Origin of the sequence: Chitiniphilus eburneus (assembly GCF_005048205.1) — a bacterium.
GTDB lineage: Bacteria > Pseudomonadota > Gammaproteobacteria > Burkholderiales > Chitinibacteraceae > Chitiniphilus > Chitiniphilus eburneus.
On record NZ_SUMF01000027.1, the window covers coordinates 1 to 25,112 of the forward strand.

Consider the following 25,112-nt stretch of genomic DNA (forward strand, 5'->3'; position numbering starts at 1 on the left):
TCGGTGGACGTGATCACCGGGCTGATCAAGGCCAATATCCCGACGCGGATCGCGTTCCAGGTATCGAGCAAGGTGGATAGCCGCACCATCCTGGACCAGATGGGTGCGGAGGCGCTGCTAGGCCAGGGCGACATGCTGTTCCTGCCGCCGGGCACCGGCTATCCGCAGCGGGTGCATGGGGCGTTCTGCGCCGACGATGAGGTACATCGCGTGGTGGAATACCTCAAGCAGTTCGGCGAACCCGATTACGTGGAAGGCGTGCTGGGCGGCGGTTTCGACGCCGAAGCCGCCGCTGCGGGCCTTGCCGGCGGCAGCGAGCAGGACGCCGAGGCCGACCCGCTTTACGACGAAGCGGTAGCGTTCGTCATCAAGAGCCGTCGCGCGTCGATCTCATCGGTGCAGCGCCAGCTACGGATCGGCTACAACCGCGCCGCGCGCCTGATCGAACAGATGGAGACCGCCGGACTGGTCAGCCCGATGGAAACCAACGGCAACCGCACCGTGTTGGTACCGGCCGGAGAATGACGGCCCCGTTCACGAGGATTGCACCGTGGATGAAAAAACGCTGAGCCAATTCCTGGAACAGATCCTCGCCACCGCCCAGGCGGGCCTGACCTATTCCACCGACCGCTTCGACATCGAACGCTTTCGCGCATTGCAGCAGGCAACCGCCGCCCTGCTGGCCACCGACACCGGCCAACCCGTGACCCGCATCCAGAACTGGATCGACCTGGACAGCCACTACCCCACCCCCAAGCTGGACGTGCGTGCGCTGATCCTCGACAGCAATCAACATGTGCTGCTGGTGCGCGAAGCCAGCGACGGCCTGTGGACCTTGCCAGGCGGCTGGTGCGACATCGGCGAATCCCCCGCCGATGCCGTGGTACGCGAAGTGCGCGAGGAAACCGGGTTATCGGTACGCCCGACCCGGCTACTCGCCCTGCTGGACAAACACAAACACGCCCATCCCCCGCAACTGCCACACGCGCTGAAGGCGTTTTTCCTGTGCGACAGCCACGGCGGGGAACTACTGCAACAAACCAGCGAAACCACCGCCGCCGGTTTTTACGCCCCCACGGCCCTGCCGGAACTCTCGACGCACCGGGTACTGACGGAACAAATCCGGTATCTGTACGCGCAAGTAGCGGCGGGAAACATGGCCGCCGCATTCGATTGATGCAACACCTTCAAATACCAGGCAGGTGTGAACGATGATGCTTCGATCGCGACACATTCCCGCTCACGCGGGGAACACTCGAGCTTGGTGCGTGACGCTGCATTGAAAGTCGGTTCATCCCCGCTCACGCGGGGAACACAGCGCTGGCGGCGAACGTCAGGCCGAGCCGGGCGGTTCATCCCCGCTCACGCGGGGAACACGTGGCCCGCGCACCTGGACGTGGTCCTCGCACCGGTTCATCCCCGCTCACGCGGGGAACACGTGGTGTTGTTTGGTGTTTTCGCTGTGGTCGGCGGTTCATCCCCGCTCACGCGGGGAACACGCGCAGTTGCTGCTCGGCAACGCCCCGGCGGCCGGTTCATCCCCGCTCACGCGGGGAACACGGTTCGATACCAACCTGTAGCCGGCTTAAATTCGGTTCATCCCCGCTCACGCGGGGAACACGTAGCACGGCGGCACGTAGCCCTGCCCTAGTCCCGGTTCATCCCCGCTCACGCGGGGAACACTTCAAGTAGCTGTTCCATTTCGTCCAAATACACCGGTTCATCCCCGCTCACGCGGGGAACACAACGCGGACGGAACGTCTAAAGCCACCCCTCGCGGTTCATCCCCGCTCACGCGGGGAACACTTGTGAAAATGGTGTGGGGAATTTCCAAGGGGCGGTTCATCCCCGCTCACGCGGGGAACACGAATCAGTTGCAATTGCGAGCGTCATTTTCACCGGTTCATCCCCGCTCACGCGGGGAACACACCAATTACAACATATTGATTCAGCGAGCGAAATCCGGTCGGGCTCAAGCCACCAACCTTACAAGCCGATCGACAGGCTCTCCACCATGCTTCAAGTTCCACCGCTCACAGCTTGATCCAAGCATTCCCACCCGCCTGACTCGCCAGTACCGCGTCGATGAATCTTAACCCCGCCACCCCGTCATCCACCGTCGTCAACGCCAACGACTCGGACGGCGGTGGGGTGTTGGTTTGTTGGGCTGTGATTTGCAATGCAGCGTCACGGTAGAGCTGGGCGAAGGCTTCCAGGTAGCCTTCGGGATGGCCGGCGGGGACGCGGGTGGCGTGGGCGGCTGCGGCACCCTCTACACGGCCTCGGGTCAGGCGGGTGGTTTCGCCGCCTTGCGGGGTGAACCACAGTTCGTTGGGTGATTCCTGGCTGAAGCGCAGGCTGGCGCGGGTGCCGTGGACGCGCAGGTTGAGGGCGTTTTCCTCGCCGCTGGCGATCTGGCTGGCGACCAGCAGGCCGCGCGCGCCGTTGGGGTAGCGCAGCATCGCCTGCACGTGGTCGTCCACCTGCCGGCCGGGGACGAAGGTGTGGGTTTCGGCGGCCAGCTCGCTGGGGGTCAGGCCGGTGACAAAGCAGGCCAGGTGGTAGGCGTGGGTGCCGATATCGCCCAGGCAGCCGGCCGGGCCGGCCAGGGCGGGGTCGGTGCGCCAGCCGGCCTGTTTGTTGCCGGTGCTTTCCACTGGCTCGGCCAGCCAGTCCTGAAGGTATTCCACCTGGATGTAGCGGAGATCGCCCAGTTCGCCATTGGCGACCAGTTCGCGCGCGTGGCGCACCATGGGGTAGCCGGAGTAGGTGTATGTCAACGCGAACAAGCGCTGTTTCCGCCTTGCCAGCGCAGCCATTGCCTCGCCTTCGGCCAGTGAGATCGCCAGCGGTTTGTCGCAGATGACATGAATGCCCGCTTCGAGAAATGCCGTGGCAACCGCTGCGTGCAGGTGGTTGGGGGTGACGATGGCGACCACGTCGATACCGTCATCGCGCGCAGCCTCGGCACGGGCCATTTCGCGGTAGTCGCCATAGCTGCGGGCGGGGTCCAGCCGCAGATCGGAGGCGCTGGCGGCGGCGCGCGCGGGGTCGGACGACAAGGCGCCCGCAACCAGTTCGTAGCAGTCGTCCAAACGCGCGGCGAGGCGATGCACCGCGCCGATGAAGGCGCCCTGCCCGCCGCCAACCATCCCCAGGCGCAGACGTCGATTCATGTCGGTTCTCCGGAGAAACTTCAAATACGAGAAGGTGAAACGGGGTTCTTTGAGCACGGGAGCCGGCCAGCCCAAAGGCGTGTGGCACACCCCGAAGCCGTTTTACATCCCCTACAGCCCCAACAAGGCGTCGATCTGTTTTGAATCGATGCTGCTGCCTGCAAAGTCGTCAAAGGCGTGTTCGGCCACGCGGATGATGTGGCGGCGGATGAAATCCGCGCCTTCCAGTGCGCCGTCCTGCGGGTGCTTCAGCGCGCACTCCCATTCCAGCACAGCCCAGCCGGGAAAGTCGTACTGCGCCATTTTTGAGAAGATCGCGCCGAAGTCGATCTGGCCGTCGCCCAGTGAGCGAAAGCGCCCGGCGCGTTCGGCCCAATCGCTGTAACCGCCATAAACGCCCTGACGGCCGTCGGGGCAGAACTCGGCGTCCTTCACGTGGAAGGCCTTGATGCGGGCGTGGTAACGGTCGATGAACGCCAGGTAGTCGAGTTGCTGCAATATGAAGTGGCTGGGGTCGTAAAGGATGCAGGCGCGCGGGTGATCGCCCACTGCGGCGAGGAAGCGTTCGAAGGTGATGCCGTCGTGCAGGTCCTCACCGGGATGCAGTTCGTAGCAGAGATCCACGCCAGCCGCGTCGAAAGCATCCAGGATCGGCCGCCAGCGTTTGGCGAGTTCGGCGAAGGCGGCATCCACCAGCCCGGCCGGGCGTTGTGGCCAGGGGTACAGGTATGGCCATGCCAGCGCACCCGAGAATGTGACGTGCGCGGTCAGCCCCAGGCGGCGCGAGGCTTCGGCGGCGGCGATCACCTGGCTGATCGCCCACTCGGTCCGCGCCGACGGGTTACCACGTACTTCGGGGGCGGCAAAGCCGTCGAACAGCGCATCGTAGGCCGGGTGCACCGCCACCAGTTGCCCTTGCAGGTGGGTGGATAGTTCGGTGATCGCCAGCCCGTGCGCGGCAACGCGGCCAGCGACTTCATCGCAGTAACCCTGGCTGCGCGCGGCCAGCGCCACGTCAAACAGTCGGGGGTCGTTGGTCGGCACCTGGATGCCCCGGAACCCGAGCCCCGCCGCCCAACCGGCCAAGCCGTCCAGCGTATCGAACGGCGCGGCATCGCCGACGAACTGGGCCAGGAACACCGCCGGCCCTTTGATGGTTTGCATGGTGTAACTCCTGTGAGGAGTGAGGAGTGAGGTGCAAGGTCAAAAGCAAAAGCAACACAGGCTGGCGCTGCGGGTTTTACACCTCACCCCTCACCCGCTCAAAACGGCGAATCCGGGAAGTAGAACTGCTTGGCGTTTTCCTTGGTGATCAGCACCGACGGAATGATGGTGGTCGCCGGCAGTTTTTCACCTTTCAGCCGCGCTTCGGCGGTGAGCTTGATCGCGTCGTAGATGAACTTGGGCGAGTACGACACGTCGGCCTGGATGCGCTTGTCCTTGCCGTCGAGGATGGTCTTGACCATGCCCTTGGCACCGGCGCCGCCGAATACTTCCTTGATGTCGGTACGCTTGGCCTGGTCGATGGCCTTGAGCACGCCTACCGCCATGTCGTCGTCGGCCGCCCAGACGGCGTCGATCTGCTTGAAGCGGGTGAGGTAGTCCTGCGTCACCTTGAAAGCATCATCGCGGTTCCAGTTGCCGTACTTGGCATCCAGTACCTTGATGTCCGGGTGCTGCTTCATCACGCCCATGAAGGCGTTGTAGCGCTCGTTGTCCAGCGTGGTGGGCATGCCGCGCAGCATCACGATGTTGCCCTTGCCGTTCAGCCGCTTGGCCAGGTATTCGGCCGGCAGCTTACCGAAGGCGGTGTTGTCGCCGGCGACGTAGGCATCCTGCGCGCTGGTATCGGTCAGACCGCGATCGACCACGGTCACGTAGACGCCTTTACCCTTCACCTGCGCCACGGGCTTGGTCAGCGATGCCGATTCGAACGGGAAGATCACCAGCGCATTGATCTTGTTCACGGTAAGCAGATCCTGCAACTGATTGGCCTGCTCCGGTGCGGAGCCGGCCGTCTTGACGATGATCTTCAGGCCCGGATGCGCTTTTTCCAGATCCTTTTTGGCCTGGTTGGCCCACCAGACGATACCGCCGGTGAAGCCGTGGGTGGCGGTGGGGATCGCCACGCCCAGGGTCACTTTTTCCGCCGCGAAGATGGTGCAGGCGGAGAGCGCCAGTACCCCGGCACCCACTACGCGAATCAAGCTTTTCATGGTGTTGTCTCCGTGATGTATGGGCAGCCCAACCCCCGCCCGTGGGTGTTTTTTGGGTGAGGCGTGAGGGGTAACGGCAAAGGCAACAACTACGGCATCCGGCTTTTGACGTTGCCTTTACACCTCACCCCTCACTCCTCACATTCCGGTTCACCGCCGCCCCCGTTGCAGGAAGGCCACGACGATGATCACGCCGCCCTGCACCGCGGCGTTCAGGTACACGCTGATGATGCTGGTGAGGTTGAGGATGTTGCTGATCACCGACAGCAGGATGGCGCCGACCACAGTACCCACCAGCCGCCCTTCCCCGCCCTTGAGCGCGGTGCCGCCAACGACGACGGCGGCGATGGCTTCCAGCTCCCACAACAGACCAGTGGTCGGCGACGCCGAGCCCAGGCGCGGTACGTACAACAGCGTGGCGATGCCCACGCACAGGCCCAGCAGCATGTAGGTCAGTACTTTCACCAGATCGACGCGGATGGCGGCATAGCGCGCCACCTGCTCGTTGGAGCCTATCGCCTGCACGTGGCGGCCGAAGGCGGTACGGTTGAGCAGCACGCCGCCGGCCACGGCCACCGCGGCGAAGATCCACACGGGGATCGGCACGCCCAGCAGGCTGGCGTAGTAGACGGGGCTGTAGCGGTCGGATAGTTCGCCATCCAGCGTCAGCGCGCCGCCATCGGCGAACCAGGTGAGAAACGCGCGAAAGATGCCCAGCGTACCGAGCGTGACGATGAAGGGCTCCACCCGGCCTTTGGTGATCAACAGGCCGTGCGCGCAGCCGAAAGCGGCGCCCAGCACCAGCGATAGTCCCATGCCCAGCGCCACCACCAGCGTGGCCGGATGGCCGCCCGCGCCCAGGCTGTTCATGAACAGGATCATGCTGCCGGCGATCAACGCCGCCATCGACCCCACCGACAGATCAATGCCGCCGGACATGATGACGAAGGTCATGCCCACCGCGATGATGCCGATGAACGCGGTGCGGGTGAGCACGTTCATCAGATTGTCGACCGTGGCGAAATCCGGGTTCAGCAAGGTGCCGGCGATGCACAGCGCGATCAGGCCGAGAATGGGCCCCAGCCCGCTCAGCGCCGTGCGCCATCGGCGCGACACGTTGGGGGATTCAGTGCGTTCCGGTTGCATGGGCAATCAGTTCCTCTTCGGTCAGGCGTTCGAGGCCGAGCGTGGCCTGCAAGTGGCCGGCGCGCATCACCGCCACGCGGTGGCACAGGCCGATCAGCTCGATCAGTTCGCTGGAAATCACGATCACGGCGCGGCCCTCGGCCGCCAGCCGCCGGATCAGGAAATAGATGTCGCGCTTGGCGCCGACGTCCACGCCGCGCGTGGGCTCGTCCAGCACGATCACGCGCGGATCAGGGTGCAGGAACTTGGCCAGCGCCAGCTTCTGCTGGTTGCCGCCCGACAGCATCCGTGCCTTGCTGGCATGGTCGCCGGTGCGGATGCCGAACTCGGCCACGGCGTGCGCCAGCGCGTCGCGCTCGCGATCCAGCCGCAGCCATGGCTGGGCATAGCGTTCCAGCACCATCAGGGTCAGGTTGTCGCGCAGGCCCAGGTCAACGTGCAGCCCCTTGCCCTTGCGGTCTTCGCTCAGGTAGGTGATACCGTGCCGCATCGCCTGGCGTGGATTGCGCAGGTCCACCGGCTGGCCGGCCAGCTCAATCCGCCCCGCCGTGCGCGGCCGCAGGCCGATCACCGCTTCGAACGCTTCGGTACGCCCCGCGCCGACCAGCCCGGCAAAGCCCAGGATTTCGCCCTCGCGCACCTCGAAGCTCAGGTCCTCGGCCCAGCCGGGCACGGTCAGGCCGCTGACCTTCAGCGCACTGGGCGCATCCGGCGCGGGCGGCTGCTTGTCGGGGAACATGTCGGACACGTCGCGCCCCACCATCAGATTGGCCATCTGCCGCCGATCGACCTCGGCCGTGGCTGCCCGCGCCACGAAGCGGCCATCGCGCATCACCACTACCTCGTCGGTCACGCGCTCCACTTCGTCCAGCTTGTGCGAGATGTAGACGATGGTGACACCCTCCGCCTTCAGCCGGGCGATCAGCGCGAACAGCCGTTGTGTCTCGCCCGGCGTGAGCGTGGCGGTGGGCTCGTCCATGATCAGCAGCCGGGCGTGGCGCGACAGCGCCTTGGCGATCTCCACCAGTTGCTTCTCGGCCACGATCAACTGCCGCACCGGCGTATCCGGGTCCGCCTGTAGCCCCACCAGTTGCAGGTTGCGCGCGGCTTCGGCGCGCATTGCGGCATCGTCGAGCAACCAACCCTTTTTCTTTTCGTGGCCGAGAAAGATGTTCTGCGCGATGGTCAGGTGCTCGGCCAGGTTGAACTCCTGGTGGATCAGCACGATGCCGGCCGTCTCGGCCTGGCGCGAACTGTCAAAGCGCCGCGCCTCGCCGTCGATACGCACCTCGCCCGCGCTGGCGGCCTCGTAGCCGGCCAGGATCTTCATCAGCGTGGATTTACCCGCACCGTTCTCGCCCAGCAGGCCGTAGACCTTGCCCGGCGCCAGCTCGAAACTCACGCCATGCAGCACGCGCACCGGGCCGAAATCCTTGGTCAGGTCTTCAAATTGCACCGACAGGCTCATTTCAGAGCCTCCTCATGGTCTTTTCGCGACAGCGCGCGGCAAGGCGCAAGATGCACTGCGGTATGAACATCGCGCCCAGCTTGTCACGCCCCTATCCACGGGTAATGCCCCGAGCCCGGCAGGCCGGGCCGCATCGGGTCGGACCAGAAAAAGGTCATCCACTGCGTTGTGCTCCTGGGAAACAACCGGTTGTTGCCTTCGTCCTTGTGCCAGGCCTTTCCGGCCCTGCGCCGCAGCGAAAGGATCGCAAGGCACTCATCCACTCGCTCTACGGATCAACCGATGCGGCAGCAGCATGCCGGGCACCACCGCGCCAGGCTCCGCCAGCCGTTGCAACAGCAGGCGGGCGGCGGTTTCGCCCAGTTCACGCATCGGTTGCAGGATGGTGGTCAGCGGCGGGTCGATCTGCGCCGCGATGGCAATGTCGTCGAAGCCGATAACCGCCACGTCGTCCGGCACGCGGCGCCCCACATCGCGCAGGCCGCGCAGCACGCCGATCGCCAGTGTGTCGGACACTGCGAAGATCGCCGTCGGCGGTTCCGGCAGCGCCATCAGTTGCGCCGCCGCCGCCGCGCCGGCGGCGAAATCCAGGCTCTGCACGGTCAACTGCCATTCCGGGTGCAGGCGCAACCCGGCATCGGCCAGCGCATCGCGATAACCCTGCCGGCGTTGCCGCGCATAGAGAAAGCGTTCGTCCGAATTGATCAACGCGATATCGCGGTGCCCCTGCGCCAACAGGTGATTCACCGCCTCCGCCGCCGCCGCGCGGTTGTCGATGCCCACGTAGGGCACCGGCACGGCGGGGTCGAACTCGCAGCACGCCACCCACGGCAGCGACGCCGATTCCTCGGCCAGCGCGTGCTGCACGGTGTCCGGATCCAGGCAGATGGCGCCATCGGCACGGCGGGTGCGCAGCAGGTCGAAATAACTGCGCTCGCGTCCTGGATCGGCACCGGTATCGCACAGCAGCACGAAGTAACCATGCTGCCGCGCCACACTGTCGATACCGCGCACGATCTCCGCGTAGAACGGGTTGCCCACGTCCGGCACCATGGTCAGCAACAGGCGGCTGGCCGCCGTACGCAGGTTGCGCGCCAAGTGGTTCATCCGGTAGCCCAGCACCTCGACGGCAGCCATCACCTTGTCGCGCGTTTCGGCCTTGACCACCGCCTGCCCGTTCAGCACACGCGATACGGTGGCCACCGATACGCCGGCCTGCCGGGCCACGGCGGCGATCGAGACATTGCCGGCTTCGGCGGAAGCCGCACCAGGACGAGGCATGAGGCGCACCATGAATGTAATCGATTACATCGTGTATGCGTTTTTGCGATTAATCAAGAAAAATGTAGTTTGCTGCAACGCACTACAAATGATGCGGTGCGGTAAAGAAAGCGCCACGAAAACCATCTCACCGTGGCCGCCGAGGGCAGGAATGCACGCCGCGCCATGTCGGGAGCAGCCGGCCACCCGCACCGTGTCAGGCGGGGCTGTTCTGCCGCCCGAGATACATCCCGCAGCGGCGATTTTCTTTCAGCCGCGTCTTGCTGCGGTCACATACCGCCCTGCCGCCACGCCCCCGACAGGTGCCGACGATCGGGTCATATCGGTCTTCGGGCACCGCATGGGCGGGCTGCCAATTCGGCAATCCGTACGCCATTGCACGGCCTGGCGCATTCGTGCAATTGCCGGCAACCAAATACATCGTTGTTCGTATTCAATTCCGTCGGCTGGGCAATATGGGCAATTGTTGCAATTTGAACAGCATGAATAAAAATAAAGCCTTACTTGTCTGGATCATGGCAATGCTATCACCGGTATTTACCGATCTTGTCACCCCTTATTTTTATCAGGTTACAGCCCCCACCCATCCCGCCTTTAATTCCGCAGCTTTCGCAACACCACTCAATAAGCAACACATGATGTCAAAAACGGCGAAAGCCGGGTTTGACCAAAAACAAATCAGCCCGAATTGAATCAACGTCATCTCATTCATCCCGTGCCGCTGGGCGGGACGAATCGTCGCGGGTCCAATTCGTCATCAAATTGCAATGGCGATTGATATCCGGCGCGTCAAATACCGCTGGCCAATATCGCGCAATCCCTATCGTTCAACCGGGCCGATCCGCGTCAACGCGATGGCCCCGGGGCAACCGGCGCCGCCAGGCGGCCCGCACCCCACCCCGAGCAAGGAGTAACCATGCTGATCGCCGAGCAGAACGAGATCACCGCGCAGTGGTACCAGCGCGCCACGGTTCGCTATACGCCACGCATCATCGTTCCCGACTATTCCGACGAGGAACTGATCTACCCGCTGGCGCGCTGCGCGGTGTGCGAGCACCCGCTGGTGCTGGAGCGTGGCCAGGCCACGCGGGCGTTCATCCTGGCGCAAGCCGCCTACCAGTTCCTCTACGGCGTGGGCCTGCTGGAAACCAAGTTCGTCATCCAGTGCAGCCTGGACCTGCTGCACAACCAGATTCCCGGCATCGGCGAATTCGACAAGTTGCAGGCGCTGACCGTGATCATCGATGAGGGCTACCACGCCCACGTCGCGCTCGACTACATCATGCAGATGCAGCACCAGAGCGGCATCACCCCGCTCCAGGTGCCCGAATCGAACCACAAGCTCGACGCTGCTGCCCGCGCCAGCGCAACCCTGCCGCCGGCCATGCGCCCGGATTTCCAGTTGCTGGCGGTCACGCTGGCGGAGAACGTGCTGACCGAGGAAATCGCCACCCTGGGGCGCGACAAGGGCCTGGCACAGACCTTCACCACGCTGATGATGGATCACACGCGCGACGAAGGCCGTCATTCAGGCTATTTCGCCGACCTGATGAAAAAACGCTGGACGCAATTACCCCAGGCCACGCGTGATCAATTCACGCAGATGATGCCGGATTACCTCGAAGACTTCCTCGGCACCGATACCACGCGGCAATTCGAGCGGCGAATCCTGCGTGCCTGCAAGTTCACGCCGCAGCAGATCGAACAGATCATCGCCGAATCTGAAAGCGAATTCATCGACCTGCATCGGCAATTGACGCAAAAGACCAGAATCCGCCTCGACCGGCTGCTCAAGCAGATTGGCGTTCGCGAGCCGGATACCAATACAACCGCGACGGCCCACGCCAGCGACGCTGCCTGATTCACCGGGGAATTGCCATGTGCAAAACGCTTATTGTCGATAATTTCGATTCGTTTACCTACAACCTTTACCAATACATGGGCGAGGTCTGCGGCGAAGAACCCACAGTGGTGCTCAATACCGCCAGTTGGGACGGCCTGCGGCTCGACGATTACGACTGCGTGATCGTCTCGCCTGGCCCCGGCACCCCGGCGCGGGCGGCCGACGTGGGCATCAGTGCGGAGGTCATCCGCCACAGCCGCATCCCGGTACTGGGCGTGTGCCTGGGCCACCAGTGCATGGCGCACCTGCACGGCATGGACGTGGTGCATGCGCCCGAGCCGGTACACGGCCGCGTCAGCGTGATCCGCCACAACGACGAAGGCGTGTTCAAGGGCCTGCCACCCGATCTGCCGGTGGTGCGCTACCACTCGCTGGTAGTGAAAGCGCTCAAGCCGCCGTTCGCTCTCACCGCCTGGGGCGCGGACGGCATGATCCATGGCATCCGCCACACCGAACGGCCGCTGTACGGCATCCAGTTCCATCCCGAATCGATCTGCACCGACGCCGGGCTCGACCTGCTGAGCAACTTCCGCGACATCGCCGTGCGCCACGCCCGGCACGAACGCCATGCCTGAGCGAGCGCCGCGCGTGTGCCCGGCCAGCCGGAGCGCCGGCCCGCCGCGCCGTTTTTCCGCCTTTCGGGGACGCGCCCTCGCCCGCGCGGCCTTCACGTTGCTGTGTCTTCACATACAAGGAGTCGGCGGTGAGCCTATTTCAGATTGAAGTCCGAACCCTGGATTGCTGTCCCGATCCGCTCCAGGTGTTCAAGCAGGAATTCCTGCACGCGCCGAGCAAGTTCTTCCTGGAAAGCAGCGTGGTGCGCCCCGGCTTTTCGCGCTTTTCCTTCATGGGCGATGCGGCTGGACGCTTCGGCGAAACCATTGCCTACTCGATCGACGACGGCCTGGCCGTGATCGAGCACGGCGGCGAGCGCGCGGTGGTGCATACCCCCAGCGTGTTCGAACTGCTGAAGGCGCGGTTGCAGCAATTTCGCACCGAACTGCCCGCCGACCTGCCGTTCGCCTTCAACCTCGGCTACGTCGGCCTGCTGGGCTACGAGCTGAAGGGCGAAACCATCGGCAACAAGGCACACCGCGCCGACACGCCGGACGCGGTGTTCCTGTTCGCCACCCGCCTCATCGCCTTCGACCACGCCGAGCAGCGCTGCCATCTGCTGCACCTGATCGCCGACGAGGCCGACCGCGCCGACGCCCACGGCTGGTTCGACGATGTGGCCGCACGGCTGGGCATGGCGGGCGCCGCCGCGCCGGCCACCCCGCAGGGCAGCCGCATGACCTTGCCCGACGTGGAACGCTGGATCGCCGACCATGCGGCGATCCGCCATCCCAAGCCCGCCTATCTCGACAAGATCCAGCAGGCGCTGGGCGAGATCGTCAACGGCGAAAGCTACGAAGTCTGCCTGACCAACATCATCGAATTTCCCTTCGCCGAATCGTCGTTCGACCTGTATTGCGTGATGCGCCAGCTCACGCCCGCGCCGCACGCCGGCTACTTCAACGTCGGCGACTTCCACCTGGTCAGCTCATCGCCGGAACGCTTCCTCAGCGTGGACGCGCAAGGCCAGGCCGAGGCCAAGCCGATCAAAGGCACCCGCCCACGCGGGCGCACGCCGGACGAAGACCGCCAGCAGATGGACAACCTGCTCGGCGACGAAAAGGACCGCGCGGAAAACCTGATGATCGTCGACCTGCTGCGCAACGATCTGGGCCAGGTCTGCAACCTGCGTTCGGTGCACGTGCCCCGGCTGTTCGATGTGGAAAGCTACTCGCACGTGCACCAACTGGTATCCACCATCCGCGGCCAGCTCAAGCCCGGCGTCTCCACGGTGGACTGCGTACGCGCCGTGTTCCCCGGCGGCTCGATGACCGGCGCGCCGAAGAAACGCACCATGGAAATCATCGACCGGCTGGAACAGGGCCCGCGCGGTTCGTACTCCGGTGCGCTGGGCTGGTTCGGCCTGTGCGGCGCCTGCGACTTCAATATCGTCATCCGCTCTGTGACGGTGGACAAAGGCCACGCGCGCTTCGGCGTCGGCGGCGCCATCACCGCGCTCTCCGACCCCGAAAGCGAGTTCGCCGAAACCATGGTCAAGGCGCGCGGCGTGGTGGAAGCGGTGGAACGGCTGCGCGAGGTGCGCGCATGAACGCCTTCCCTCCCGGTAGCCGCGCCCTGGTGGTGGGCGTCCACGGCTCCATCGGCGCGATGCTGGCGCGGCAACTGGCCAGTAGCGGCTTTCGCGTGACCGGTATCGACCTCGCCCGCGCCGACGCGGCGCCGGCCAACGTCACCGTGCTCCAGGCCGACGCCACCCGCCCCGACGCCGCGTTGCGGCAGGTGCTGGGCGAAACCCGCATCCTGGTGCTGGCGGTATCGCAACACGTGCTGACCCAGGCGCTGCCGCAACTGCTGCCCCACCTGCCGGCCGACGCGCTACTGGTGGAAACGTTATCGATCAAGAGCCCGTTCGCCGCATGGCTGGCCGACCAGCCGACCACGCAGGCGGTGCTGGGCATCAATCCCATGTTCTCCGGCGACCTGGACCCGGCCGGCCGGCCGCTGGCGGCGGTGCCGTATCGCGACGCGCCGCTGGCCGACGCCTTCATCGATCTGCTGCGGCAATGGCGGCTGGACGTGGTGACACTGACACCGGCGCAACACGATGAAGCGATGGCCATGCTGCAAACGGTGGGGCATTCCGCCGTGCTGGCCTTCGGCCAGACGCTGGCCCGCTCGCCGCTGGCACTGGATGCGCTGCTGCGGCTGGCGCCGCCGCCATTCCGCGTGATGCTGGCCCTGCTGGCGCGGATGACGCAGAACCACCCCGACGTGTACTGGGAAATCCAGGCCGACAACCCCTGCTCCGCCGACGCGCGCCGCCGCCTGCTGAACGCGCTGGCCACGCTGGACGATGGCGTTGCCAGCGACGACCACGCGGGCTTCCACACCGCGCTCACCGCGCTGAAGGAAGACCTGATCGCGGATCACCCCGATTACGTGGATACCAGCCGGCGCATCTTCGAATTCATCAACCAGCCGCCCGCGCCGGACACGCTGCCCGCGTTCCGCGCCGCCATCGACCGCATCGACGACCAGTTGATCGACCTGCTGGGCCAGCGCCAGGCGCTGATCGGCCAGGTGGCGCACTTCAAGAAAACCAGCCAGACGCCAGTGATGCAACCCAACCGCGTGCTGGAAGTGGTGCAGCGCTGCAAGACACGCGGCCAGCGCTGGCACCTGCGTGGCGAGCTGATCGAGCAGCTCTACCGCCTGATCATCGAAGAAGCCTGCCACATCGAATACGAACACGTGGGCGGCCCCCGCGAACCCCTCCTCCAACGCAGCGCGCCGGCGTTCCAGTCGGCCGGAGTCAACGAATGAACCACGCCAGCCAGCAAGCCCGCCAGGTCGTCGACCGGCTGAACACGGTACTGGGCAAGGATTACCGCTACCGCTCGGACTGCCTGAGCCTCACCGCCAACGAAAACTACCCCAGCGCGCTGGTAAGGCTGGCCGGCAGCGCCACCGCCGGCGCCTTCTACCACTGCTCGTTTCCGTTCGACGTGCCGCCGGGCGAGTGGTATTTCCCCGAATCGGGCCAGATGGGCGAACTGGCGCAGCAACTCAACACATTGGGCCGCTCGCTGCTGGGCGCCGGCACCTTCGACTGGCGGCCCAACGGCGGCTCGCCCGCCGAGCAGGCACTGATGCTGGCCGCATGCAAACCGGGCGACGGCTTCGTCCACTTCGCCCACCGCGATGGTGGCCATTTCGCGCTGGAAGCGCTGGCGCAAAAAGTGGGGATCGAAATCTTCCACCTGCCGGTGGACCCGCACACGCTGCTGATCGACGTGGCACGGCTGGACGATCTGCTGCGGCGCAACCCGCATATCCGCATCGCCATCCTGGATCAATCGTTCAAGCTGCGCTGGCAGCCGCTGGCCGAGATTCGCAAGGTGCTGCCGCCCTCGTGCGCGCTGACCTACGACATGAGCCACGACGGCGGCCTGATCATGGGCGGCGTGTTCGATTCGCCGCTGCATTGCGGCGCCGACGTAGTACATGGCAACACGCACAAGACCGTGCCCGGCCCGCAGAAAGGCTATATCGCGTTCAAGTCCGCCGAGCACCCGCTGCTGGTCGATACCTCGCTGTGGCTGTGCCCGCACCTGCAAAGCAACTGCCACGCCGAACTGCTGCCGCCAATGTGGGTGGCGTTCAAGGAAATGGAAGCGTTCGGCCACGACTACGCGCCGCAGGTCGCCCGCAACGCCAAGGCGCTGGCCGGCCACCTGCACCGGCTGGGCTTCGAGGTCTCCGGCGAAGACTTCGGTTTTACCGAAACCCACCAGGTGCATTTCGCCGTGGGCGACCTGCAACAGGCGCTCGACCTGTGCATGAACACACTGCATCGCGGCGGCATCCGCAGCACCAATATCGAAATCCCCGGCAAGCCCGGCATCCATGGCATCCGCGTGGGGGTGCAGGCCATGACCCGGCGCGGCATGTGCGAAGCCGATTTCGAAGCCGTGGCGGGCTTCATCGCCGATCTGCACTTCCGAAAGGTGGAACCGGCGGTCGTCGCGGCCCGGGTGGCCGACTTCCTGCGTGGCTTCCCGCTGAGCCCGCTGCACTATTCCTTCGACCAGGGACTGGACGAAGCGCTGCTGCAAACCCTGTACCGGGAGGCGCTGCAATGAGCCGCTTCGACGGCGGCGCCGCCGCATCGCGCGACATGACACTGGGGCGCCTGGTAGGCGCGGTGCTAGTGGAACAGGGCATCGCCGACCTGTTCTGCATCCCCGGCGACTTCACCATGCAGTTGTCGCGCGAACTGTTGCAGACCGACGGCCTGAGCCTGCGCACCATGTCCCATGAATACGGCACCACGCTGGCCGCGCTGGGCTACGCCGTGGGCCGGCGCGTGCCGGGCGCAGTATGCTTCACCTACGGCGTGGGCGTACTCAACGCCACCAACGGCATCGCCCAGGCCTATGTCGAGCGCGTGCCGCTGATCGTGCTGTCCGGCGCCCCCGGCCAGCGCGAACGCGACGCGCCGGTGTTCCTGCACCACACCGTGGTGGACGACGACACCCAGTACCGCGTGATGCGCGAAGTGACCGCGCACCAGGTACGGATCAGCGATCCGCACCGCGCCTTGGCGCAACTGCGCGAAGCCGTGGCCGTGGCGCTGGCGCAATCGCGCCCGGTCTACGTCGAAATCCCCCGCGACCTGTACCTGGCCCCGGTGCGCTATACCCCCGCGCCACGGCTGGCTGCCCCGCCGCCCGCCTACAGCCAGCCCGCCTGGGATGCCGCGCACGCCACGCTGGCCCTGCTGCGCGCCGCGCGCCAGCCGGTGCTGGTGCCCGGCCTGGAGATCAAGCGCTACGACCTGGCCGCGCCCGTGACACGCATCGTCGAAACGCTGGCGCTGCCGTGGGTGGCCAGCCCGATGTCGCGCATCGCGCTGTCGCCCGACCACCCCAACTATCGCGGCGTCTACGCCGGCCCGGCGTCGCCAGCGCAGGTCACCCGCGAACTGCTGGCCGATTGCGACGCGCTGCTGCTGCTGGGCGAGCCGAACTCCGATGTCAACATGGGCATCGCCAGCGCCATCCCGGCCGGGCAACTGGTGCAGGCCTACGACGGCGTGGTGCGCGTGGGCCGCGAAACCTACCCCGCCGCCACGGCCGATTTCGTCACCGCGCTGGCCGAAATCTCCCGCCCGCGCGACGGCGGTCTGCCCGACCTGCGGCGCGAGCAGAAGCCCTTCCTGCTGCCGCAGCCGGTACACGAAGCGCCGGACACCGATGCGCCGGACGATGAGGCACTCACGCCCTATCACGTGATCGACGAACTGAACCGCCACTTCGCCGCGCACCCGGACACCACGCTGGTGGTCGATTGCGGCGATGCCTTCTTCATGTCGTTGGGCATGTTCCCCGCCGACGTACTCACCTCCTCGCTCTACATGAGCATGGGCATCGCCGTGCCCGGCGCGCTGGGCTACCAGTTGGGCAGCGGCCGCCGCCCCGTGGTGCTGGTGGGCGACGGTGCCTTCCACATGACCGGGCAGGAACTGATGCACGCGCGGCAGGCCGGCGTCAGCCCCATCGTCATCGTGCTCAACAACCAGCGCTGGACCTCGCTCTCCGCCGATGACGCCGACGAATCGCTGACGCGCCAGGCCGCGCTGGACTTCGCCGCACTGGCGCAGTGCTACGGCGTACCCGGCCTGACCGCCACCCGCACCGGCCAGTTGCGCGAGCACCTGGCGTACGCGCTGACCCGCGACGAGCCGGTGCTGATCGACGCCCAGGTGGACCCGACGCAGCGCTCCTACCTGTGCGAGCGCTTCTTCGACGCCATCAAGAACCAGCAACACCTGCCCCGACTGTGACCGCAGTCCCCCGTTTCCCCGGAGCGCAAGCAATGCCCATGTCCGCCCTACCCCTGACCGCCGCGCAGCAGGCCATCTGGCTGGGTCACCAGTTCGACCCGCAGAGCCCCGCCTACAACGTCGCCAGTTGCATCGACCTGCGCGGCGAGCTGCGCCACGACCTGCTGGCGCGGGCGCTGCACCAGGCGGTGCACGACACCGACGTACTGCGCACCCGCTACGCCGAACAGCGCGACGAGCACGGCGACAGCGTGGTCCGCCAGCAAGTCCTGCCCGAAGTGCCGGTGGCGTTGCCGCTGCTCGACCTGCGCGACGACGCAGACCCCACCGGCGCCGCGCGCCGCTGGATGACGCAGGACACCGCGCGCCGCATCGACCTGGAGCACGGCCCGCTATTCGGCGCCGCGCTGCTGCGGCTGGATGCGCACCACCACCAGTGGTACTTCAAGACCCACCACATCGCGCTGGATGGCTTTGCGCTGTCGATGTTCTTCCGGCGCGTGGCGCAGTGCTACACCACGCTTGCCCGCGATCAGGCACCGGCAGGCGCGCCGTTCGATACGCTGGCCGCGCTACTGGATGACGACCACGCGTGGCAGGCGTCCCCCGCGTTCGCCACCGACCGCGAGTTCTGGCGCGACCGTTGCCGTGGCGGCGGCGAAGTGCCCAGCCTGGCGCCCGACAGCGCCATGCCCGCCCACCACGCGCTGTACCACGTTGCCACGCTACCCGCCGCCGACATGGCGCGGCTGCGCGCGCTGGCCGATGCCGTATCCAGCCACTGGGTGCCCGTATTGGTCGCCGCGTTCGGCGCCTTCCTGGCGCGCGCCACCGGCCATCGCGACATCGTGCTGGGCGTGCCCTTCCTCAACCGCCTGGGCAGCGTGGCCACGCGCGTGCCGTGCAGCGTCGCCAACGTGCTGCCGTTGCGGCTGTCCGCGCCGATGCATCGCAGCGTCGGCCAACTGATCGAAGCGGTCGGCGCCGAACTGGCGCAGATGCGCACCCACCAGCGCTATCGCGCCGAAGACGTGCGGCGCGACTGCAACCTGCTGGGCGAAGGCCGGCGCCTGACCGGGCCGCAGATCAACATCGACGTGTTCAGCGACACGCTGCACTTCGACACCGCGCAAGGGCACGCCGACGTGCTCAGCGCCGGCCCGGCGGACGACCTCTCGCTGCTGATCCAGCCCAACCTGGATGGCGGCGGCCTGCGCATCGTCGGTATGGCCAACCCCGCGCTGTACCGCCAGGACGACCTGGCGCGGCATGTCGCGCGCTTCCTCGCCTTCCTGCCCCGCTTCTGCGCGCGGCCCGACACCCCACTGGGGCGGCTCGACGCCTATGGCGACGACGACCTCGGGCTGTTCTTCGCCGAGATCGCCAAGCAGGAGCCGGCGCAGGCCGCGTCGCCCGATACGCTGGTCGATCGCTTCGAGCGCTGGGCGGCCGAAACGCCGGATGCCATCGCGCTCACCCTGGACGGCGAACACCTGAGCTACGCCACGCTGAACGCCCGCGCCAACCGGCTGGCACATGCACTGGCCGCCCCGCCGCGCGGCGCCGGCCAGCCACTGATCGCGCTGCTGCTGGCGCGCTCCGTCGAAACGGTGGTCAGCATCCTGGCCGTGCTCAAGGCCGGTGCCGGCTACGTGCCGATGGACCCGGACGCGCCGGCCAGCCGCATCGAAACCATCCTCGACGACACCCGCCCGCTGCTGCTGCTCGCCGATCGCGCCAGCGCCGCCACCCTGGGCGACACCCCGTGCCCGGTCTGGCAACTGGACGATCCCGCGCTGCGCGAGCAACTGGCGCGCCAGCCCGACACCGACCTGCCGCGCCGCGCCGCGTCGGACGACCTGGCCTACGTGATCTACACCTCCGGCTCCACCGGCAAGCCCAAGGGCGTATGCATCAGCCATCGCAACGTGGTACGGCTGTTCGACAGCACCGACGCCTGGTTCCACTACCGGCGCGACGATGTGTGGAGCATGTGCCACGCATACATCTTCGATGCCTCGGTCTGGGAAATGTGGGGGGCGCTGCTGCATGGCGGTCGCCTGTTGATCGTGCCGGTGGCGACCACCCGCGCACCGGACCAGTTGCTCGAACTGATCGTGGCCGAACAGGTCACCGTGTTCGGCCAGATTCCGTCCGCGTTCTACCGCTTCATGGAAGCCGAAGCGGATCGCCCCGACCTGGGCGCGCAACTGCGGTTGCGCTACCAGTGCTTCGGCGGCGAAGCGCTCGACCCGGCACGCGTCGCCCCCTGGTTCGACCGGCACCCGGAGGATCGCCCCCGCCTGCTCAACATGTACGGCATCACCGAAACCACGGTGAACACGACCTACCAGTTCGTCACCGCCGCGCAGGCGCGCGCCGGCAACGGCAGCCTGATCGGTCGCGCCTACGCCGACCTGGGCCTGCTGGTGCTGGACGACGCACTGCGCCCGGTGCCGGCCGGCGGCTACGGCGAGATGTACGTCACCGGTGCCGGGCTGGCGCGCGGCTACCTCAACCGCCCCGACCTGGACGCCGTGCGCTTCGTCGCCAACCCCTACGGCCCGCCCGGCAGCCGCATGTACCGCAGCGGCGATGTCGCGGCGCTGGGTGCCGACGGCGTGCTCGAATACATCGGCCGCGCCGACCAGCAGGTGAAGGTGCGCGGCTACCGCATCGAACTGGGCGAGATCGAAGCGCACCTGCGCGCCCATCCGCAGGTGTCGGACGCCGTGGCGTCGGTGCGGCGGGATGCGGCGGGCGATCCCAAGCTGCTGGCGCACGTGGTGCCCAGCCTGGCGGCCGGCGGCGAAGTGGATGTGGCGGCACTGCGCGACTACCTGCGCGAACGCGTGCCGCCCTATATGGTGCCCAACGCGCTGGGCGTGCTGCCGGCGCTGCCATTCACGCTCAACGGCAAGGTGGACCGCAAGGCGCTGCCCGATATCCAGGTGGCGGGCGACGCGCACGTGGAACCGGCGCGCGACGCACTGGATGAGCAGGTGCTGGCCTGCTGGTGCAGCCACCTGGCCGTGGCGCAACTGGGCATCGACCACAACTTCTTCGAAGTCGGCGGCGATTCGATCAAGGCGATCCGCGTCTGCCGCGACCTGGATATCCCGGTGATGACGCTGTTCGACGCCCCGACGCCACGCGCCAGCGCCGACTTCCTGCGCCAGCGCGGCAGCGGCGCCGCGCCGCTCGGCCAGCCCCTGCTGCACCGATTCGCGCAGGGCGATGTGGCCGGACGGCTGACGTTGCTGTGCGTACCGTTCGCCGGTGGCAACGCCTTCGCCTTCCGTGGGCTGGTCGAAGGACTGTCGGCGCGCTTCGCCTGCGTGGCGGTGAACCTGCCGGGGCACGACGTGCTGCGGCCGGACGACGAACTGTGCGCCATCGACGACGTGGCCGAGCGCGTGACGGCGGAGATCGTCGCCAGCGTCGAAGGGCCGATCGTGGTGTATGGCCACTGCGCCGGCAACGCGGTGGCGCTGGCCATCGCACGCAAGCTGGAACGCGACGGCGCGGCACTGGCCGCATTGGTGATTGGCGGCATGCTGCCCGACCAGGATCCGCTGGCGGTGCGCGACCGCGTGGCCACGCAGAGCGGCCAGGACATCATCGCCTTCCTGCGCAGCATCGGTGGCTTCCAGGAAGCGCTGGACGAGGAAAGCCTGGCGGCCATCGCCCGCATTACCAAACACGACGCCGACCAGACCGCCGACTTCTTCGCCAACGATCTCGATGCGCGGGTACGGCTGCGCGCGCCGATCCACGTGGTGGTCGGCGACGCCGACCCGCTCACCCCCGACTACGCCACGCGCTACCTGGATTGGCAGGGCTACGCCGATGCGGTCAGCCTGTCGGTGATCGCCGACGGTGGACATTACTTCGTCAGCGACCAGCCGCTGGCACTGGCGCAGGTGCTGGAACAGCGCTACGGCGCGCTGGGCCACGCCGCAACGGTGCGCGCACCGCGCACGCTGCGCGACTTCCACAACCCGTTCGACGACGACAGCGCGCGCTTTCTGCTGCTGGGCAACGCGGCGGGGCAGCGCTCGCTATGGCCGGCATTCACCGCCGCACCCGACGGCTGGGCGGTGCGTTTCGGCCCGGCCGCGCATGCCGACTGCCTGGCGCGGCTGCGCCAGCCCGACAGCGCCGTACCCACGCCACCGGGGCTGGACGCGCCCTACTGGCCGGCCGACTTCGCCGCCGCATATCGCGCCAAGGGTTACTGGACCGGCGCCACGCTGGGCGGCATGTTGCGCCGCCATGCCACGCAAACGCCCGAGCGGCTGGCGGTGGTCGATGCCACACGCCGCCTGAGCTATGCCGAACTGGACCTCAACGCCGACCGGCTGGCGTCGGGCTTCGCCGAGCTGGGGCTGGGCGCAGGCGATCGCGTGGTGGTGCAACTGCCCAACTCGGTGGCCTTCGTCGAAGTGGTGTTCGCCTTGTTCCGCCTGGGTGCGATCCCGGTGTTCGCCCTGCCATCGGACCGGCTCAGCGAGATCGGCCACATCGTCACGGCATCGGGCGCCGTCGCCTACGTGATCCAGGACAAAGCCCACGGCTGCGACTACCGCGCGCTGGCCCGTGCGCTGCAACCGACTGCACCAGCACTGCGCCACGTGATCGTGGCCGGCGACGCTGAGGAACTGGTCGCGCTGGACACCCTGTACGGCGCGCCGGCGCAATGGCCGGAACGCGATGCGCGCGAAGCGGCGCTGATCACGCTGTCGGGCGGCAGCACCGCCCTGCCCAAGCTGATACTGCGCCGCCACGACGACTACCTGTACAGCATCCGCGCCAGCGCCGACCTCTGCGGGCTGGACCGCGACAGCGTCTACCTGTGCGCGCTGCCGGCCGGCCACAACTTCGCGCTCAGTTCGCCCGGCTTCCTCGGCGCGCTGTACGCCGGCGGGCTGGTGGTGATGACCGCCGACCCCAGCCCGGCCAGTGTGTTCGCCACCATCGAGCGCGAGCGCGTCAGCGTCGCCGCGGCGGTGCCCAGCCTGGCGCTGGCCTGGCTGCACGCCGAACGCGCGCACGATCTATCCAGCCTGCGGCTGTTGCAGATCGGCGGCGCCAGCCTGGGCAAAGCGCAGGCGGCCGCGCTGGCCGACGCCTTCCCCGGCGCGCTGCAACAGGTATACGGCATGTCCGAAGGGCTGGTCTGCTACACCCGGCCGGGCGACGCCGCCGAGCAGGTGCAGGGCAGCCAGGGCCTGCCAATCAGCGCCGACGACGAAATCCGCATCGTGGACGAGCACGACCAGCCGGTACCGGACGGCACGCCGGGGCAGTTGCTGGTGCGCGGGCCGTACACGATACGCGGCTACCTCAACGCGCCCGGGCACAACGCCGTGGCCTTCACCCCCGATGGCTTCTATCGCACGGGCGACGTGGTCCGCCGCCGCACCGACGGTTACCTGGTAGTCACCGGGCGGATCAAGGACCAGGTGAATCGCGGCGGTGAAAAGATCGCGGCCGAGGAGGTGGAAAGCCACCTGCTGACGCATCCGCAGGTGCGCGAAGCCGCCATCGTCGGCATGCCGGACGGCTACCTGGGCGAAGTGGCGTGCGCCTTCATCGTGCTGGCGCCGCAGCAGCAGGCGGCGCCGCCCGCGCTCGCAGCCTCGCTCAAGTCGTTCCTGCGCGAACGCGGCATCGCCGCCTTCAAGGTGCCCGATCTGATCCGCTTCGTCCCCGCGCTGCCCAAGACCACGCTGGGCAAGACCGACAAGAAGGCGCTGCGCGCACGCCTGGCCGAATAGACCATTACCCCTTTCCGGAGACCGACCACATGGCCATCCCCCTGATCCAGGATTACCCGGTACCGACCGGCGTGACGCTGCACCGCCCGCCGCTACCGTGGCAGGTGGCGCCCGAACGCGCCGCACTGCTGATCCATGACATGCAGAACTACTTCGTGGCGCGCTACGAATCGGACGCATTCGTGCGCGGCCTGGTGGAGCGCATCGACGCCATCCGCCAGCGTTGCCACGCGCTGGGCATTCCCACCTTCTATACCGCGCAACCGGGCGACCAGCCGCGCAGCGCACGCGGGCTGCTGGTCGATTTCTGGGGGCCGGGCATGCCGCAGGCGGGCGACGGCCGCGCCATCGTACCGGGGCTGGAGCCCCGCCTCGGCCATGACCAGTTGCTGGTGAAGCATCGCTACAGCGCGTTCGAGCGCAGCGACCTGCTGGAGCGCCTGCGCGCGCTGGGGCGCGATCAACTGGTGATCTGCGGCGTGTACGCACACATCGGCTGCCTGGTGACCGCCACCGACGCCTTCATGGCCGATATCGAGCCGTTCCTGGTGGCCGACGCGCTGGGCGATTTTTCGCAAGCACACCACGAAATGGCGCTGCACCACGTAGCGCATTGCTCCGGCAAGGTGCTGTCCAGCGCCGAGCTGCTGCAACAACTGGGGGACGCCGCATGAACGCGCCGCTGCCGCACTTCGACCGCGCGCGCTTCGACGCGGACATCGCCGCGCTGCTGCGCCTCGCCCCGGCCGAGCTGGCCGGCATCGACGACCCCATCGACGCCGGGCTGGATTCGGTACGGCTGATGGTGCTGGTCGAAAACTGGCGCCGCCAGGGCGTGGCGGTGGCCTTCGTCGAACTGGTGGAGCACCGCAGCTTCGACGCCTGGTGGGCGCTGATCGCGGCGCGCCGCTGATGGAGGCCGCCATGCAGACCCCGCAACGCTTCAGCAACCGCGCGGTACTCGTGACCGGCGCGGCGCAGGGCATCGGAGCCGCCATCGCGCGACAGCTACTGGCCGAGGGCGCGGTGGTGCACGCGGTGGACCGCAACGGCACGGCGCTGGCGCAATGGCTGGAAACCCAGTCGCCGGCGCCCGGCCGGCTGTTCGGCCACGTGCTGGACATCGGCCAGCCGGCGGCGGTGCGCGACACCGTGGCCACCATCGACGCGGCGGGGCCGCTGTACGGGCTGGTGAACTGCGCTGGTGTGCTCAGCCCGGCCAGCCTGCTCGATACCGCCGCCGAGGACTGGCTGCACACCTTCGAAGTGAACGTGCACGGCACCTTCCACGTGTCGCAGGCCGTGGCGCGGTGGATGGTCGGCCGTGGCGAGGGCGCCATCGTCACCGTCGCATCCAATGCCGGGCTGACGCCCCGGGTGGACATGGGCGCCTACTGCGCGTCCAAGGCCGCCGCCGCCATGTTCACCCGCTGCCTGGGGCTGGAGCTGGGCCGGCATGGCATCCGCTGCAACGTGGTCTCGCCTGGCTCCACCCGCACCCCGATGTTGCAGTCCCTGCTGGACGACAACGCCGACGCGACCCGGTGGCTGATCGATGGCGACCCGGCGCGCTACCGCACGGGCATTCCGCTGCGCAAGGTGGCCGAGCCGACCGACATCGCGCGCGGCGTAGCGTTTCTGCTCTCGCCCGACGCCGGCCACATCACCCTGCAAAACCTAGTGATCGACGGCGGCGCCACCTTCGCATGAGCCCTTCCGAG

General features: G+C 67.1%; 20 protein-coding genes and 1 CRISPR repeat array. Of the genes, 14 read left to right on the plus strand and 6 right to left on the minus strand.

Going from position 1 to position 25,112, the window contains the following annotated elements; genetic code table 11:
- Together FAZ21_RS16265 and FAZ21_RS16270 are read left to right on the plus strand one after the other, a co-directional pair.
- Positions 1-525, plus strand: a 525-nt coding sequence (locus FAZ21_RS16265) for a DNA translocase FtsK (protein ID WP_281279786.1), incomplete at its 5' end; no start/stop codon positions are given.
- Positions 526-550: 25 nt separating this feature from the next.
- Positions 551-1,177 (plus strand): NUDIX hydrolase, encoded by a 627-nt coding sequence (locus FAZ21_RS16270; RefSeq protein ID WP_136774502.1) that lies wholly within the window; start codon positions 551-553, stop codon positions 1,175-1,177.
- A gap of 49 nt (positions 1,178-1,226) precedes the next feature.
- Positions 1,227-1,928: direct repeats of the CRISPR family, unit length 29 nt; unit sequence CGGTTCATCCCCGCTCACGCGGGGAACAC.
- Positions 1,929-2,033: 105 nt separating this feature from the next.
- On the opposite strand, the gene FAZ21_RS16275 is transcribed toward FAZ21_RS16270, so the two are convergent.
- The 6 genes from FAZ21_RS16275 to FAZ21_RS16300 all read right to left on the minus strand — a co-directional run bounded on the left by FAZ21_RS16275 (position 2,034) and on the right by FAZ21_RS16300 (position 9,287).
- A complete protein-coding gene (locus FAZ21_RS16275; protein ID WP_136774503.1) occupies positions 2,034-3,176 on the minus strand; it encodes a Gfo/Idh/MocA family protein in 1,143 nt (380 codons plus the stop codon).
- Between the two features lie 111 nt (positions 3,177-3,287).
- Positions 3,288-4,340, minus strand: coding sequence for a sugar phosphate isomerase/epimerase family protein (locus tag FAZ21_RS16280; protein ID WP_136774504.1), 1,053 nt, complete (start codon positions 4,338-4,340; stop codon positions 3,288-3,290).
- Positions 4,341-4,438: 98 nt separating this feature from the next.
- Positions 4,439-5,392, minus strand: coding sequence for a substrate-binding domain-containing protein (locus FAZ21_RS16285; RefSeq protein WP_136774505.1), 954 nt, complete (start codon positions 5,390-5,392; stop codon positions 4,439-4,441).
- Positions 5,393-5,542: 150 nt separating this feature from the next.
- Positions 5,543-6,538 carry an ABC transporter permease gene (locus tag FAZ21_RS16290; protein ID WP_136774506.1) on the minus strand — a complete coding sequence of 332 codons (996 nt, stop codon included), beginning with the start codon at positions 6,536-6,538 and terminating at the stop codon, positions 5,543-5,545.
- Positions 6,519-8,006, minus strand: coding sequence for a sugar ABC transporter ATP-binding protein (locus tag FAZ21_RS16295; RefSeq protein WP_136774507.1), 1,488 nt, complete (start codon positions 8,004-8,006; stop codon positions 6,519-6,521). Before FAZ21_RS16295 ends, FAZ21_RS16290 begins: the two co-directional genes overlap by 20 nt.
- A gap of 255 nt (positions 8,007-8,261) precedes the next feature.
- A complete protein-coding gene (locus FAZ21_RS16300) occupies positions 8,262-9,287 on the minus strand; it encodes a LacI family DNA-binding transcriptional regulator (RefSeq protein ID WP_136774508.1) in 1,026 nt (341 codons plus the stop codon).
- Between the two features lie 10 nt (positions 9,288-9,297).
- Between FAZ21_RS16300 and FAZ21_RS16305 the strand changes: the two genes are divergently transcribed.
- The 12 genes from FAZ21_RS16305 to FAZ21_RS16360 all read left to right on the plus strand — a co-directional run bounded on the left by FAZ21_RS16305 (position 9,298) and on the right by FAZ21_RS16360 (position 25,101).
- On the plus strand, positions 9,298-9,777 hold the full coding sequence (locus tag FAZ21_RS16305; RefSeq protein ID WP_136774509.1) for a hypothetical protein: 480 nt from the start codon (positions 9,298-9,300) through the stop codon (positions 9,775-9,777).
- Positions 9,770-9,979, plus strand: a complete 210-nt coding sequence (locus tag FAZ21_RS16310) for a hypothetical protein (protein WP_136774510.1) — start codon at positions 9,770-9,772, stop codon at positions 9,977-9,979. Before FAZ21_RS16305 ends, FAZ21_RS16310 begins: the two co-directional genes overlap by 8 nt.
- 224 nt (positions 9,980-10,203) lie before the next feature.
- Positions 10,204-11,148 (plus strand): diiron oxygenase, encoded by a 945-nt coding sequence (locus FAZ21_RS16315; RefSeq protein ID WP_136774511.1) that lies wholly within the window; start codon positions 10,204-10,206, stop codon positions 11,146-11,148.
- A gap of 17 nt (positions 11,149-11,165) precedes the next feature.
- A complete protein-coding gene (locus FAZ21_RS16320) occupies positions 11,166-11,765 on the plus strand; it encodes an anthranilate synthase component II (RefSeq protein ID WP_136774512.1) in 600 nt (199 codons plus the stop codon).
- A 128-nt stretch (positions 11,766-11,893) separates the two neighbouring features.
- Positions 11,894-13,354 (plus strand): aminodeoxychorismate synthase component I, encoded by a 1,461-nt coding sequence (pabB, locus tag FAZ21_RS16325; RefSeq protein WP_169307461.1) that lies wholly within the window; start codon positions 11,894-11,896, stop codon positions 13,352-13,354.
- Positions 13,351-14,589, plus strand: coding sequence for a chorismate mutase (locus tag FAZ21_RS16330; RefSeq protein ID WP_136774514.1), 1,239 nt, complete (start codon positions 13,351-13,353; stop codon positions 14,587-14,589). The genes pabB and FAZ21_RS16330 overlap by 4 nt, the downstream gene beginning before the upstream one ends.
- Entirely contained in the window at positions 14,586-15,908 is a 1,323-nt protein-coding gene (locus tag FAZ21_RS16335; protein WP_136774515.1) for a hypothetical protein, read from the plus strand. Before FAZ21_RS16330 ends, FAZ21_RS16335 begins: the two co-directional genes overlap by 4 nt.
- Positions 15,905-17,611, plus strand: a complete 1,707-nt coding sequence (locus tag FAZ21_RS16340) for a thiamine pyrophosphate-dependent enzyme (protein WP_136774516.1) — start codon at positions 15,905-15,907, stop codon at positions 17,609-17,611. The genes FAZ21_RS16335 and FAZ21_RS16340 overlap by 4 nt, the downstream gene beginning before the upstream one ends.
- 38 nt (positions 17,612-17,649) lie before the next feature.
- A complete protein-coding gene (locus FAZ21_RS16345) occupies positions 17,650-23,391 on the plus strand; it encodes a non-ribosomal peptide synthetase (RefSeq protein WP_169307462.1) in 5,742 nt (1,913 codons plus the stop codon).
- Positions 23,392-23,420: 29 nt separating this feature from the next.
- Positions 23,421-24,065: an isochorismatase family protein gene (locus FAZ21_RS16350; RefSeq protein ID WP_136774518.1), complete on the plus strand. Its 645-nt coding sequence runs from the start codon at positions 23,421-23,423 to the stop codon at positions 24,063-24,065.
- A complete protein-coding gene (locus FAZ21_RS20935) occupies positions 24,062-24,304 on the plus strand; it encodes a phosphopantetheine-binding protein (protein WP_136774519.1) in 243 nt (80 codons plus the stop codon). Before FAZ21_RS16350 ends, FAZ21_RS20935 begins: the two co-directional genes overlap by 4 nt.
- Before the next feature lie 11 nt (positions 24,305-24,315).
- A complete protein-coding gene (locus FAZ21_RS16360) occupies positions 24,316-25,101 on the plus strand; it encodes an SDR family NAD(P)-dependent oxidoreductase (RefSeq protein WP_211243498.1) in 786 nt (261 codons plus the stop codon).
- Positions 25,102-25,112 lie beyond the last annotated feature (11 nt).

Coding starts and splice junctions, on each gene's coding strand:
- FAZ21_RS16300 (WP_136774508.1), bottom strand. CDS start 9,287: ATGCCTCGTCCTGGTGCGGCTTCCGCCGAAGCCGGCAATGTCTCGATC.
- FAZ21_RS16285 (WP_136774505.1), bottom strand. CDS start 5,392: ATGAAAAGCTTGATTCGCGTAGTGGGTGCCGGGGTACTGGCGCTCTCC.
- FAZ21_RS16335 (WP_136774515.1), top strand. CDS start 14,586: ATGAACCACGCCAGCCAGCAAGCCCGCCAGGTCGTCGACCGGCTGAAC.
- FAZ21_RS16305 (WP_136774509.1), top strand. CDS start 9,298: ATGAATGTAATCGATTACATCGTGTATGCGTTTTTGCGATTAATCAAG.
- FAZ21_RS16340 (WP_136774516.1), top strand. CDS start 15,905: ATGAGCCGCTTCGACGGCGGCGCCGCCGCATCGCGCGACATGACACTG.
- FAZ21_RS16280 (WP_136774504.1), bottom strand. CDS start 4,340: ATGCAAACCATCAAAGGGCCGGCGGTGTTCCTGGCCCAGTTCGTCGGC.
- FAZ21_RS16320 (WP_136774512.1), top strand. CDS start 11,166: ATGTGCAAAACGCTTATTGTCGATAATTTCGATTCGTTTACCTACAAC.
- FAZ21_RS16310 (WP_136774510.1), top strand. CDS start 9,770: ATGAATAAAAATAAAGCCTTACTTGTCTGGATCATGGCAATGCTATCA.
- FAZ21_RS20935 (WP_136774519.1), top strand. CDS start 24,062: ATGAACGCGCCGCTGCCGCACTTCGACCGCGCGCGCTTCGACGCGGAC.
- FAZ21_RS16350 (WP_136774518.1), top strand. CDS start 23,421: ATGGCCATCCCCCTGATCCAGGATTACCCGGTACCGACCGGCGTGACG.
- FAZ21_RS16275 (WP_136774503.1), bottom strand. CDS start 3,176: ATGAATCGACGTCTGCGCCTGGGGATGGTTGGCGGCGGGCAGGGCGCC.
- FAZ21_RS16315 (WP_136774511.1), top strand. CDS start 10,204: ATGCTGATCGCCGAGCAGAACGAGATCACCGCGCAGTGGTACCAGCGC.
- FAZ21_RS16295 (WP_136774507.1), bottom strand. CDS start 8,006: ATGAGCCTGTCGGTGCAATTTGAAGACCTGACCAAGGATTTCGGCCCG.
- FAZ21_RS16330 (WP_136774514.1), top strand. CDS start 13,351: ATGAACGCCTTCCCTCCCGGTAGCCGCGCCCTGGTGGTGGGCGTCCAC.
- FAZ21_RS16360 (WP_211243498.1), top strand. CDS start 24,316: ATGCAGACCCCGCAACGCTTCAGCAACCGCGCGGTACTCGTGACCGGC.
- FAZ21_RS16290 (WP_136774506.1), bottom strand. CDS start 6,538: ATGCAACCGGAACGCACTGAATCCCCCAACGTGTCGCGCCGATGGCGC.
- FAZ21_RS16345 (WP_169307462.1), top strand. CDS start 17,650: ATGTCCGCCCTACCCCTGACCGCCGCGCAGCAGGCCATCTGGCTGGGT.